The 13,296-nt window shown below is 49.6% G+C and carries 14 protein-coding genes; 13 read left to right on the top strand and 1 reads right to left on the bottom strand.

Annotation, left to right across the window (positions count from 1 at the left end):
* The coding region (locus tag ACESLK_RS24110; RefSeq protein ID WP_373232266.1) for a transposase at positions 1-312 on the bottom strand (312 nt) is incomplete at its 3' end.
* A 391-nt stretch (positions 313-703) separates the two neighbouring features.
* Between ACESLK_RS24110 and spoIID the strand changes: the two genes are divergently transcribed.
* From spoIID to csaB, 13 genes are all read left to right on the top strand, one after another.
* Positions 704-1,909: a stage II sporulation protein D gene (gene spoIID, locus ACESLK_RS24105; protein WP_373232271.1), complete on the top strand. Its 1,206-nt coding sequence runs from the start codon at positions 704-706 to the stop codon at positions 1,907-1,909.
* Positions 1,910-2,003: 94 nt separating this feature from the next.
* Positions 2,004-2,738 carry a peptidoglycan DD-metalloendopeptidase family protein gene (locus tag ACESLK_RS24100; protein ID WP_373232265.1) on the top strand — a complete coding sequence of 245 codons (735 nt, stop codon included), beginning with the start codon at positions 2,004-2,006 and terminating at the stop codon, positions 2,736-2,738.
* A 429-nt stretch (positions 2,739-3,167) separates the two neighbouring features.
* Positions 3,168-3,455 carry a sporulation transcriptional regulator SpoIIID gene (gene spoIIID, locus ACESLK_RS24095; protein ID WP_027087171.1) on the top strand — a complete coding sequence of 96 codons (288 nt, stop codon included), beginning with the start codon at positions 3,168-3,170 and terminating at the stop codon, positions 3,453-3,455.
* A 113-nt stretch (positions 3,456-3,568) separates the two neighbouring features.
* Positions 3,569-4,567, top strand: a complete 999-nt coding sequence (gene mreB, locus ACESLK_RS24090; RefSeq protein ID WP_373232264.1) for a rod shape-determining protein MreB — start codon at positions 3,569-3,571, stop codon at positions 4,565-4,567.
* 13 nt (positions 4,568-4,580) lie between these two features.
* Positions 4,581-5,447, top strand: coding sequence for a flagellar hook-basal body protein (locus tag ACESLK_RS24085; protein WP_373232263.1), 867 nt, complete (start codon positions 4,581-4,583; stop codon positions 5,445-5,447).
* A gap of 26 nt (positions 5,448-5,473) precedes the next feature.
* The gene (locus ACESLK_RS24080; RefSeq protein ID WP_373232262.1) at positions 5,474-6,316 is read left to right on the top strand and encodes a flagellar hook-basal body protein; all 843 of its coding nucleotides are present in this window, start codon (positions 5,474-5,476) and stop codon (positions 6,314-6,316) included.
* A gap of 11 nt (positions 6,317-6,327) precedes the next feature.
* Positions 6,328-6,561: a DNA-directed RNA polymerase subunit beta gene (locus ACESLK_RS24075; RefSeq protein WP_373232261.1), complete on the top strand. Its 234-nt coding sequence runs from the start codon at positions 6,328-6,330 to the stop codon at positions 6,559-6,561.
* Positions 6,562-6,693: 132 nt separating this feature from the next.
* Complete coding sequence (locus ACESLK_RS24070) at positions 6,694-7,206, top strand: CDP-alcohol phosphatidyltransferase family protein (protein WP_373232260.1); 513 nt, start codon at positions 6,694-6,696, stop codon at positions 7,204-7,206.
* A gap of 153 nt (positions 7,207-7,359) precedes the next feature.
* Positions 7,360-7,797, top strand: a complete 438-nt coding sequence (gene fabZ, locus ACESLK_RS24065) for a 3-hydroxyacyl-ACP dehydratase FabZ (RefSeq protein WP_373232259.1) — start codon at positions 7,360-7,362, stop codon at positions 7,795-7,797.
* Between the two features lie 23 nt (positions 7,798-7,820).
* A complete protein-coding gene (locus tag ACESLK_RS24060; protein ID WP_373232258.1) occupies positions 7,821-9,524 on the top strand; it encodes a phospho-sugar mutase in 1,704 nt (567 codons plus the stop codon).
* Positions 9,525-9,620: 96 nt separating this feature from the next.
* Positions 9,621-11,654 carry a DUF5693 family protein gene (locus tag ACESLK_RS24055; RefSeq protein WP_373232257.1) on the top strand — a complete coding sequence of 678 codons (2,034 nt, stop codon included), beginning with the start codon at positions 9,621-9,623 and terminating at the stop codon, positions 11,652-11,654.
* A gap of 59 nt (positions 11,655-11,713) precedes the next feature.
* A complete protein-coding gene (locus tag ACESLK_RS24050; RefSeq protein WP_373232256.1) occupies positions 11,714-11,836 on the top strand; it encodes a hypothetical protein in 123 nt (40 codons plus the stop codon).
* A gap of 221 nt (positions 11,837-12,057) precedes the next feature.
* The gene (csaB, locus tag ACESLK_RS24045) at positions 12,058-13,260 is read left to right on the top strand and encodes a polysaccharide pyruvyl transferase CsaB (RefSeq protein ID WP_373232254.1); all 1,203 of its coding nucleotides are present in this window, start codon (positions 12,058-12,060) and stop codon (positions 13,258-13,260) included.
* Positions 13,261-13,296: the final 36 nt, after the last annotated feature.

The raw sequence follows: 13,296 nt of genomic DNA, 5'->3' as shown, positions 1-13,296 counted from the left end.
TATAATCTGGGACAACTGCAGCGCATTCACGCTATTTGTTTGTGTATGTAAGAAGAGGGCTTGAAACCAAAGGTGCAATGGGGTACGGCTGCCTTCAAATATTGTGCCTACGGTGAGGGAAGTTTGCTGATGGCATGATTTACACTCGTACAATGGCAATCTGCGGGTGGAAATGAGATAAGCAAGGGTGTGTTCGCAACGGGGGCAGCGAAAGCCATTCGGCCATTTTGCTTCAAAAAGTGCTTGAATACACTCATCCTCATTATCGGAATTGCAGCAGAAACTCTTAAAAGCAGCGTGATCTCTGTACATTCCAAATCACCCCTTCCTTCAGTAACGGAACATTTGTTCTTATTTTAGCAAACATACGTTCTTATTTCAAGGGAAAATGGTGAAAAACTTTTATCTGAAGCGCTTATTTTTACTGGTTGCATTGTGAGATTGCTCTGAGCGAAAGGGATATCGTCGTAAGGAGGCGGGAGCGAGGTTGCTCTGAGCGAACGGGATATCGTAGTAAAGGCGCGGGAGCGAGGACTTGCTGAGCAAGAGGGCGAGGATACTTTTCCTATTGAAGATGGTTCTACCTTTTCGGAATCTCGCATATTTTGAAAGCATCCGAGAGAAAAAGTATTAGAGGTGAGCCGCTATAAAGTCGCAAAGAAAAAATGTGCGGCAGACCCCGCTTAGTGCGAATGTGAACCCAATGCAGGCTTTTGGTACTCGGGAGATGACTCGTAAAGGAAGGTCTCATGATGAGCCGAATTTATGGCTAGCGTTTAGCGGGGGTGTTATTCTTGCTGCAATTATCTGGTTGGCGTTGCATAAAGAGGGACAGGGTGCAGGGTGGAAAGAAGGCATCGCAGAACAAGCAAACCGCAGCACAATCAAGCAGGAACATAGTGATTCTGATGAGACTCAGCCATCAAAAAATATGACTTATATGGTTGGTGTCCAATCAGGAGAGAAGGTGGATAAGAAGCTGCAGTCTAATCTGGATTCGGACAAGACTAATCATCAAGAGGAATATAATCAGCCGATAGTTAGAGTCTATATAACAGAAACTAAGAGTATTGAGAAAGTAGCTTTGGAAGATTATGTTCGCGGGGTTGTCACTGCTGAAATGCCACTGGATTTCGGGAAAGCCGCTCTTGAGGCGCAGGCGATGGCTGCCCGGACTTATATCATACGTCGTTTATGGCTTGATGACCGAACGGGCGTATACGTGAAGGTCGCTGATGTAACGGATACTCAAGCTCATCAGGTATACAGATCGTTAAAGCAGGTAAAGCAACTTCAGGAGAACGACGAAGTAAGTTGGCGTAAAGTAGATGATGCGGTTAGGGAGACGTCCGGGGATATCATTATTTTCGGAGATCAACCGATAGAGGCGTTGTACTTCTCTACTAGTAATGGATATACGGAAAACTCGGAAGAGGTGTTCTCTTCCGTGCTTCCTTATTTACGATCGGTAGCCAGCCCGTGGGACAAAGAAGCTTCACCAAGAGCTCAGGAAAAGGTTGAGATGCGTTTGGATGATTTTTATGACAGGCTGGGTGTTAAAGCGGTTCCTGCTGCGCGAAACATCTCAATAGAGCTTGCGCCTCGTATTATAGAGTGGACGAAAGGTCGGCGTGTTAAGGAGCTAGTGGTGGGCAACAAGAGATTAAGCGGAGAAGAAGTGCGGCATTTACTAGGACTACGTTCTTCGTCTTTCGATTGGGTGATCAGTAAAAACCGGATAACTCTAACAACCTATGGAAGCGGTCATGGGGTGGGGATGAGTCAGTGGGGAGCAGAAGGCATGGCGAGAGCGGGAAAAACAGCGGAACAAATTGTACAACACTATTATTCTGGAACCCGCATCGAGAAAGTTTCAAAGCTTGTGAATAGCACCGGAAAACGACTTTAAGTAGGTTCTTGCTATAAAAATTGTAATCTTTCAAAGAAAACAGGTATAAAAGGCTCTCACCTGGTAAGAATGGCTTACTGAGGTGATGATAATAATGAATGATGGAAACAAAACACCACGTAAGATCGAAGAGTCTCACAAGTCGGTTGCGGGATCGTCTCCCGCTGTCAGGCCTTCCGGATGGAAAAAGCTGCTTTCCAAACGCTGGGTATTCCCTGCAGCTTACATGGCCGCGGCAGCAATTATCGTAACGATTCTCTGGCTGAATTCAGGGACGGGTCAGAAAGACCAGCAAGCTATCCCTGGAATCACAGGTGTCGAGAGCGAAGAGACCGCAGGAGTGCAAAGCAGCAGTGAAGCCGTCGAAGCGGCAACAAGCGGAGAATCTCTTCGCTGGCCGGTAGACAAGTTCGAGGAAATGAAGACGATCGTACCGTTCTATGAGGCATCGGCATCTTTGGAAGATCGCGAAGCAGCAATGGTCGAGTATAACAACACTTTCACGCCGCACATGGCAACAGACTTAGCTCGTAAGGATGCCGCTTCGTTCGATGTGCTAGCTGCGCTAAGTGGAAAGGTTACGGTTGCCAGTCAGACGCCGACCAATGGTTACGAGGTGCAAATTGAGCACCCGAACGGCTTGGTCACAGTCTACCAAAGCTTGACCGACTTGAAGGTTCAAGTCGGAGATGAAGTCGAGCAAGGCGATATGATCGCAGCTGCCGGACAAAGCTCATTAGAAACCGAAGAAGGCTTGCATGTCCATTTCGAAGTACGCAACAACGGACAATCTGTCAATCCTTTGACGCTCATCAAATCAGCTGAGTAAGCAACTGAATTAGAGAATCGGGATGAACCTTTTGCAGACGATGCAAATAGGCTCGTCCCGTTTCTTTTTGTCGACAATTATAGGGCAGTGGAGACGGTAGGTCGTCCTAATCAGCGTCCGGTTGTTGAAGTTTTTTAAAAAACGAGCGGTTCGACGCGGAGTCTCCGTACTAACTGGAGTTTGCAGTTACATCCCAGTATCGTAATCGTTGGAAAAGCCGACAAATAAAAGAATAAACAGGTTTTGAAGACGGATGGGAACCTCTCGCTCGTCTTTTTTTTGTAGGGCTAAAGATGTGCTATTGAATTGTTTGAACCTAAAATTGCCCCTTAAACGGGACTTTCCTAGCATGTAAGGCTTGGCAACCTAGAATAAGTGACCGCGCCCCTCATATACTGTACCAATCTATTTCAGCAGGGAGGCGGGAGCGTGCACGATTACATCAAGGAACGCACGATCAAGATTGGCCGATGCATTGTGGAGACGCGCCATACGGTTCGAACGATAGCCAAGGAATTCGGCGTCTCTAAAAGCACGGTGCATAAAGACCTGACTGAGCGGCTGCCGGAGATTAATCCGGACTTGGCGGACCAGGTTAAGCATATCCTCGAGTATCATAAGTCGATCCGTCATCTAAGGGGAGGAGAAGCGACCAAGATCAAGTATAAGAAGACAACGATCAAAAAACGAGAAGTTATGACAGCAGGAAAAGCATAAAAAAGAGAATATAAGCGAATATTGTCGAGAAAAGAAGGATTTTCCGCGGACGAAGAGAATATTATACACTTACGATAACAGACACTTCCTATTTGGCGAGGGATAATAAACGAATGTTCAGCAAAGACATCGGAATCGATTTGGGTACAGCTAACGTATCTATACACGTTAAAGGCAAGGGAGTGGTACTTGATGAGCCCTCTGTAGTTGCCATTGAAAGCGACACCCGCAGAGTGCTTGCAGTCGGGGAGGAAGCTCGCCGGATGGTAGGGCGCACCCCGGGAAATATCATTGCGATTCGTCCGCTTCGTGACGGCGTTATTGCTGACTTCGAAGTTACGGATATGATGCTTAAGGCATTTATCCAACGTGTTGGGGGCAGAAACTGGTATAGCCGTCCGCGCATTCTGATTTGCGCTCCAACAAACATAACGTCCGTGGAACAGAAAGCGATCCGCGAGGCAGCCGAAAGAAGCGGAGCCAAGGAAGTTTTCCTCGAGGAGGAAGCGAAGGCTGCTGCGATCGGAGCGGGCATGGATATCTTCCAGCCAAGTGGAAATATGGTCGTTGATATAGGCGGAGGTACGACGGATGTTGCCGTTCTTTCCATGGGCGACGTCGTAACCGCCTCTTCTCTTAAGGTCGCAGGGGACAAGTTCGACGCTGCGATATCTAAATACATAAAGAATAAATACAAGTTGCTCATCGGCGAACGTACGAGCGAGGATATCAAGATTAAGATCGGAACCGTCCATATGGGCGGCCGCAGGGAAGAGATGGACATTCGCGGACGGGACATGGTTACTGGACTGCCGCTGACAGTAACCATTCATTCGGACGAAGTGCGTGAGGCATTGTGGGAGCCGGTCATGTCTATCGTTGCTTCTGCTAAGGCGGTACTAGAGCGTACACCGCCGGAATTGTCCGCGGATATCATAGACCGCGGGGTTATTCTAACCGGTGGCGGCGCGCTTCTGGACGGCTTGGATGCTCTGTTGGCAGACGAAATAAAGGTTCCGGTGCTTATTGCGGAGGATCCCATGCATTGCGTTGTTAAAGGCACAGGAATTATGCTTGAGCACCTAGACAAGATGACCCGCAAGCTAAGATAGGGGAGGCAGCTTCGTGTTACGAGGATTATATACTGCGGCATCGGGAATGATCGCTCAACAGCGACGTCACGATATGATTACGAATAACATAGCTAACCTCAATACTCCTGGCTTCAAGGCGAGTAATGCGGTCAACCGTTCTTTTCCCGATATGCTAATATCGGCACTTGGCGGACCTAATCCGTCAGACAGGAGCTTAGGTAAGCTCAGCACTGGGGTATTCTCCGAAGAGAGCTTGATGAGCATGACGCAAGGAGATCTGCAGGAAACCTTCCGATCGCAGGATTTGGCGCTTTTTTCGGACATTTTGGTAGAAGGCACAACCTTTGATGCCTCCGGTAAGAACGTCGGCGAGAACGGCGAGGTGAGCTTTCAGCCCCAAGCCTATTTTGCGATCATGTCACCGCAAGGTGAGGAGCGCTATACGAGGGACGGCAGCTTCAAGACAGCACAGGACGGTACCCTATTAACATTAGACGGGCTTGAGGTTGTAGGCGCAAATGGTCAACCGATCGTGGTGACTCTCCCCTGGGAGCAGGTAGGAGTAACCGGGGACGGAAGATTGGTAAATGCGACGACGGGTCTGCCGCTTGCCGGCGAACCTCAGCTTCGCATAATGCGCGTGGACAACCCGAACCTCCTCGTCCGCGAAGGTGACGGTCGTTTCCGTTATGCGGGTGATAATGCGGGTATTCGCCAAGTTGCAGCTGATGAAAGAGTATCCGTCAGACAAGGTTTCTTAGAGCGATCCAACGTGGATTCGGCCCAATCGGCAGTGGATATTATGGCGGCCCTTCGCGCTTATGAAGCGAATCAGAAGGTTATTCAAACCTATGATCGAAGCTTGGACAAAGCAGTCAACGATGTCGGCCGGGTATAACATACACGATGAGGAGGAACTCCTAAGTGAATAGCTCTATGATCACTGCATCTGTCTCCATGGGCGCTCTTCAGCAAAAGCTGGATTTGCTCGCGGAAAATATTTCTAATGCAAATACCGTTGGCTACAAACGCAAAACCGCGGTGTTCGAAGATATTATGACGAGTCTTAATACTCAAATGCAAGATTTCAATCAGCCAGGACGCCGTACTCCGATGGGCTTCACCGAAGGCTGGGGAGCGCGGCTCTCCGCTATACAAACGGATATGTCCCAGGGTGTTCTACAACAGACCGGGAATATGAACGACATTGCCATTGAAGGTAATGGCTTGTTTGAAGTTCGTACATCTGATAGGATTGATAGTCCTAGAGCTTTCACGCGGCATGGGTCATTCCAGTTGATTTCGACTGGCGGTGGAGACCGGATGCTTGTCACGAACTCGGGTCATCCGGTTGTGGCAAACAATGGCGGAGTGGAAAATTTCATCCAAGTCCCTGCTGGATACAATCTCAGTATTGGAGCCGATGGAACGTTAAGAGCAGTAGGCAACGAAGGCACAACTCCGATTGACCTCGGGAAGCTGAAGCTAGTGCAGGTAACGAATCCAGAGTTTCTACAGGCTGTTTCCGACAACTTGTTCGGCGTTCCTACAGATGTTAATCCAAATGATGTCGTGCGTGATGTAACTGATCTCCCTGAAGGGGAGTCTGGCTTATCGGTTCGTCAAGGCTTCGTTGAGCAATCCAATGTAAGCATGGCGGATGAAATGACTGATTTAATGATTGTACAACGTGCGTATCAGCTAAGCGCAAGAGCTCTTTCCTCGGGTGAGCAGATGATGGGAATGGCCAACAATCTGCGCGGTTAGGAGACGACTTCATGACAGCACATTCTAATCCAACGGACAAAAGCAATGATTCCTCCGGACGGATTATTGCTCGAGTGATATGGACCAGCATCAAGATATTAATCATTCCTATACTTTGTATTGCTGCATTAATCATTGGTTTGGCAATCGGCTATGTCATTCTAGGGGATCAGCCTCTGTCGGACGTATTCGATGCGAGAACCTGGAAGCATATGTATGACCTCGTGTTCGCAAAGGGCGGCTGATGGCTGGCTTGGCACCTTTGCAACCGAGAAAGCGACTCCTCAGCATCTGCCTGGGGAGTTTTTATTTGTAGCGAGGTATGTAATCGCGTTATAATGATGGGGAACTTTAGAGAAATGGGGGAAATCTGGGGGATGAATGTACCAAACATATTGACTACGTCCCGATTTGTTTTAATTCCCCTGTTTTTTGTTTTATATGTTAACGATCAACCGATTACGGCTCTTTGCGTCTTGTTAGTAGCGGGAATGACTGATTTCCTTGACGGATACATAGCGCGTCGAACGGGACAAGTTACGTTAACCGGCAGCATGTTGGACCCGCTGGCAGATAAGTTGCTCATCTTAACGGTTATCTTAGCTCTCTTGATTAAGGATATACTGCCTTTGGCGGCATTTTCCGTAATGGCGTTCAGAGAAGTCGTTATGATTGTAGGCTCGGCAATCTATCATTTCCGCGGTTTAAAAACCTTGCCCGCCAACCTGTTCGGCAAAACAACGACAGTCATCTATTATGCGGCAATCACGCTGATGTTTCTGGAACAGCCAGGCGGAGTAGCATTGCTCTGGTGTGGAATCGCTTTATCCTATTTTACATCCGTTATCTACTTCATGAAATTTAAGAGCATAAACAGGGAACAACATTAAACAACCAAAAGAGCCCGCCGCCAGCTGAAAGAACGGCGGACGGCGGGAAGCTCTCTTATATCAACCTTGGCGACTGCAGTTCGCCGCAGGGATGATGATATTATTCACTTAGTACAATCAGCTTATACATCTATATCCTAGGAGGACAATAAAATGCTGGACATCGTACAAATTCAAGAACTAATTCCTCACCGCCCCCCTTTTCTGCTGATTGATCGGATCCTTGAGCTTGAGCCGGGCAAACGGGCGGTGGGACTCAAAAACGTAACTATGAATGAACCCTTTTTTGTTGGCCATTTTCCAGGTTATCCTGTCATGCCGGGTGTGCTGATCGTTGAAGCGCTTGCGCAGGTTGGAACAGTGGCCATGCTGGCGGTAGAAGCAAACAAAGGTAAGCTCGGTTTCTTCGCTGGAATTGATGAATTCCGTTTCCGTGGTCAAGTGAAACCGGGGGACACCCTAATATTGGAGCTAGAAGTAACCCGTCTGAAGGGCCCAATTGGCAAAGGGCGTGGAACCGCTCGAGTCGGAGATTCCATCGTAGCCGAAGGTGAGCTTATGTTTGCTTTGTCTGACCCATCAAAGGGTTAATAAACCGAAAGGAAGAGTGAAACATGCAAGCAAACCCAAAACAGCTTTACGAGGCTTGGTTAAATGATCCGAATGTGGATGAGCTAACAAAGGAAGAGCTTCGAGATATTAAGGATCAGAGCGGAGAAATCGAGGATCGGTTCTACCGGGATTTAGAATTCGGGACAGGCGGTTTACGCGGAGTGATGGGCGCGGGTACGAACCGGATGAATCGTTATGTCATCGGCAAAGCGACACAAGGGTTTGCCAATTTCCTGCTCGGCGAATCTGACTCTCCGGCTGTTGTTATCGCGCACGATTCCCGCAGCAACTCGGACGTATACGCATTGGAAGCGGCATGTGTACTCGCGGCGAATGGTATTCGTACATATCTGTTCCGTTCCTTGCGTCCAACGCCGCAGCTATCGTTTGCTGTCCGTGACTTGAAGGCAACGGGCGGCATCGTTGTAACGGCTAGTCACAACCCGCCGGAATATAACGGCTATAAGGTATATGGAGCGGATGGCGGACAACTTGTACCTCACCAAGCGGAGCAGGTCATCAGCCATATCCGCGATATCGCTTCCTTCGATAAAGTGAAACGTCTGACACAAGCGCAAGCGGAGGAGCAGGAGCTTCTAATCTGGCTCGGTGATGCGGACGATCAACGCTACATCGATGTTGTCGTGGAACAGTCTGTACTCCCGGATATGCTTAAGAATGGAGCGGGAGCAGAGCTCGGCATTGTCTTCACACCTCTTCATGGAGCAGGTAATATTTCCATTCAACGCGTGCTTGCACAGGCAGGTCTTACGAATGTTAACGTCGTATGGGAGCAAGAACAGCCAAATGGTCTGTTTCCTACCGTTAAATCCCCGAACCCGGAGGAGCAAGAAGCGTTCACGCTCGCCATCAAGCTGGCGAATGAAGTGGGAGCAGATATCATTGTAGGTACAGATCCCGATTGCGATCGTATGGGCGCCGTAGTGAAAAATGATAAAGGTGAATTCGTTGTGCTAACGGGTAACCAATCCGGTGCTCTGATGGTAAATTACTTGCTATCGAATTTACAAGAACAGGGCAAACTACCGACTAACGGCGCTGTAATTAAGACAATCGTAACGAGTGAAATGGGAGGGGACATTGCCTCTTCTTACGGTTGTGAAGTAATCAACACCCTGACTGGCTTCAAGTATATCGGAGAAAAAATGTCACAATTCGAAGCAACAGGCTCACATACATTCCTTTTCGGATACGAAGAAAGCTATGGTTATTTAACGGGTATGTATGCGCGAGATAAAGATGCCGTCGTGGCTGCACTCTTGATCTGTGAAGCGGCAGCTTATTATAAGTCACAGGGAAAGACATTATACGAAGTACTTCTCGAGCTTTATGCAAAATACGGTACATATCTAGAGAAATTAGAATCCCGCACGCTTAAAGGGAAAGATGGTCTTGCTCAAATCGGAGCGATCATGAATGATTGGCGTTCTAATCCGCCCGCCGAAATCGCGGGTGTTGCTGTTACTCAGTTCCTTGACTATGCCAAAGGTCTTGAAGGCCTGCCTGCAGAGAACGTTCTGAAATTCTTGCTCGCCGACGGCTCTTGGTTCTGCTTGCGTCCTTCGGGAACGGAGCCGAAGATTAAGGTGTATTTCGCGGTACGCGGTATTGGACTGGGTGAAGCTACGAATGCAATTAACCAGCTCGTAAGTGCTGTAATGGCTCGAGTAGACGCGCTGGCCTAAGTGGATGTAGAAATAGAAGCGGCAGGGGAACGACTGACCTGCCGCTGCTTTTGCGAATAGGTGCATATTTTGACGAATGGATAAGGAGTGACTGTTGTGCCGCAATGGCTGAACAAATGGAATACGAGATTAGCTCGCCTGCTTTGGGTGGTTGTGCTTATAGGTATTGTTGCGGCATTGCCGGTCATCTATGCGAGAGTGGAGACGGAAACCTCTGCTAAGCAAGTGGCAATCGTTATGGACTACCGTGACTTGTTAATGGTAAGCAACACGCAGGCAAATCCGCAGGCATTCGTGGAGAAGCAATTAATGGAGCTGAAGCAAGCGGGAGTTAACGGCATGGCTGTGTTCGAAAGTACGCTGGAAGAGCTGTCTTGGGCGGGCGAGGTCATCGTCTATAATGCGGCTCAAGCCGCCTTGCTCGAGCAACGTGTTGCAGAGTCCGGCGATAACGGCACGTATGTTTTGTTTAACAGTCCGGAGCATGCACAAACGCTTCGTCCTATCATAGAATGGGCGTTCCAACACCATGGCGCTGAGGTTGCAAGCTGGTCAACCAAAGGCCGTGAAGGCTTGCGAATTGGGCTCGGCTATGACGATGCGCTGCTTCGTCCGATGCAGCCTAACCCAATTGCGATGAAGGCGCTCAGAGAAGAAGGCTTTCAGATCATTCCGCGATTGTCGGATCGCTTCGTTCCGTATGATGACCAAGAAATGGGCAGGTGGATGAAATCGTTCGAGGAGCTCGGGGTTACCCGAGTCGTATTCGATGGTGATGCGGTAACTGGCTTTGGTGATGAAAGCGATCTTGGCAATTTGAAGAGATTTGCTAATCAATTGCGTTCTCATAAGATTGGCATTGCGATTTTTGAGAATCTCAAGGTGCCTCAAAAAGGGATTAATAAACTAGCCAGTCTTCTCGGCTTCGATACCATTCGCTCGCATCCTATAGGCGAAGCGGAGATGATGATTCTCAAGACGCCCCAGATCGAGGATCGACTCGTTTTGGCGGTTAAGGATCGTAATATTAGACTTCTATACTTAAATGCGACAACGGTCAAGGATGCGGTAAAGGGACAAGTCTCACATCCGTTTAAGAATATAGTTACCGCTCTTCAAGGTGATGAAGAGTTGAAGGGTGCCGTTTCACAGCTTCAGGATTTCGGCTTCGAGCTTGGCGAACCGCATTCGGCAGAGGTACATAAGGCTCCGCAGGAAATGATTTTGCGCGGACTGGCTGCTCTCGGGGCTTTTGCGTTAATTGCGCTGACGATTGGTCTATTTTTTCCTTCATTGCTTGCGCAAGTGCTTGTGGTCGGAGGGGTGGGTGCAGCGGGACTCTATGTACTAAGTTCAACGGTCATGATCCAAGCTTTAGTGTTGTTTGCCGCTATAGCCGCGCCAACGGCTTCAGTCATTCTGCTGGTTAGACGACTTCGACAGCTCAGAGTCGCTGCGGAAACGAAGCCTATATCGGGTATAAGGAGGCTTGGCGGGGCTTTGCTGCTTTTCGTTCGGACGACAGTGCTTTCTTTGGCAGCTGTTCCTTTCATGACGGCGCTGCTTAATGATATCACCTACAGCTTAGTGATTCAGCAATTCCGCGGTGTCGGCTTGCTGCATATGGCTCCGATCGGCTTAGTTGCTTTGTATGTTTTCTTATACGGTTCGGGTAATACAGTAATTGGTAATGCTAAAAAAATACTCGCGATGCCGCTTACGGTATTGTGGATTGTCGGTATAGGACTAGCAGGTGTCGTTGGGATGTACTATTTGTCCAGAACGGGTAACGCCGGTCAGGTCTCAGGGCTTGAATTACAATTCCGTTCCATGATGGAAAATGCTTTCGGAGTACGCCCGCGGATTAAGGAATTTATGCTGGGGCATCCGCTGTTCTTAGTCGGTATTTTCTTAGCGTTGCGTTACCGCTGGGCAATGGTCTTGCTTATTCCTGGAACGATTGCCCAGTTATCTATGGTCGATACTTTCGCCCATATCCATACGCCGTTCCTCTTATCGCTAATCAGAGTTCTTCTCGGTCTTGGCATCGGCACACTCATTGGACTTGGCGCCATTGCCGTATGGCAGGTAGGCGAAGGTCTAAAGAAGACTCGGTGGCTGAGCAGGTAGCTGAAGGCGAGACAGGCTAGAGTTGGTACGGAAAAAAAGCCCTTAATGACGGTATCCCGTTGGCTCAGGTGTTGGTAGGAATCGGTGGGATTAAAGTCCTTAATGACGATATCCCCTTCGCTCAGTTTGAGGTTGAACAAGGGATGTGGGGTCTTAATGACGATATCCCCTTCGCTCAGTGAACGTACACCAAATGCTGCTGTAACGGCACTTTCTAGGGTTAAAGTGGGTTAAGTGTATCAGGTGGGTGCTGAAGCGGTACTTTTTAGGACTAAAGTTGATCTAAAGTATCATTTGGGTGCTACAACGGTACTTTATAGGACTAAAGTTGAACTAGAGCGCTAAGTGAATGCTGCAGCATATAGAGTAACAATATAAGTAAGTGTAATTTGTGGAGGGTATAATGGGTGATTTTCGTCGGGTGAGCCGTTTAGTGCTTTCAGGTTATTATGGCTTTCGTAATAGTGGGGATGAGGCGGTGCTTAAGAGCATTCTGACAGCGCTGGAAACTGCGGGCAGAGAAGCGGGGATGAAGGTTGAGCCCATCGTATTATCCGGTGACCCGGAGTGGACGTCCCGCCAGTATGGGGTAGAAGCTGTCCATCGGACAAAGCTCAGCGAGGTATGGAAAACTCTGAAGAGCAGTGACGGACTGATCAGTGGCGGAGGCAGTCTGCTGCAGGATGCGACAGGACTGGGTTCAATTCCTTATTACTTAGGCATTATGGAGATGGCGCGCTGGTGCGGGAAGCCGACTTTTGTGTATGCGCAAGGGATTGGTCCCGTTAATCGGAAAATGTTCCAGCCGTTCATCAAGCGAGCTTTCAGGAAGTCAGCTTACGTATCTGTACGTGATGAGGAGTCTGCGATTCTTCTGCGGCGATACGGCGTTCCGCAGGGGAGCATAGAGGTTGTGCCCGACCCGGTGATGGGCTTGCCATCAGGGGGAGGGCATGAGGGCTCCGCGGAGGAGCTCGACGCTCAGCCGAGCTCCCGCAGCGGTGGCGCGAGCCTCGGAGCTGAAGCGAAGCTCCGAGGCAGCGCCGCCGCGATCGCGGAGGAGACGGACACGCGCCCGATAGTCGGCGTGTCCGTCAGGTTCTGGCGCAGCGACCGCGCGGACCTGGTCCGCGCGGCTGCAGCGCTTGAAGCGCTGGCCGGACGCCATGCCGTCCGGCTGCGCTTCCTGCCGTTCCATCACGGGGCGGACGAGGATGCGTCCCGCTACGTGATGGAACGGCTCTCCGGGGCCCCGGCTACGCTGGCCCCGGCGCACGACGACCCGCAGCAGATGCTGCGGGAGGTCGGCCGATGCGCGCTGCTCATCGGAATGCGCCTGCATTCGCTCATCTATGCAGCGAATCAACACGTGCCTCTCTTGGGGCTGTCTTACGACCCCAAGATCGACCAGTTCCTCGGGCGGCTAGGACAACGCGCCGTCGGAACAACAGATGAGCTTGATCCCGATGAACTGGCCGGTCAAGCCGCCAAAATCCTGCGAAATCCCGAGCATTGGCGCGAGAACACCAACCAACGAATTGACCGCCTTAAATTAGAAGCTTCTCAGCCAGCGCAACAAATCATCGACTATATACGTAATAAATGATAGTTTGGAGAGTGACAATAAGTGAATCCCAAGCCG

Source organism: Cohnella sp. (assembly GCF_041640265.1).
Taxonomy (GTDB): domain Bacteria; phylum Bacillota; class Bacilli; order Paenibacillales; family Paenibacillaceae; genus Cohnella.
The sequence above is the reverse complement of the archived record's forward strand: the minus strand, read 5'-3'. Positions and strand labels throughout refer to the sequence as shown.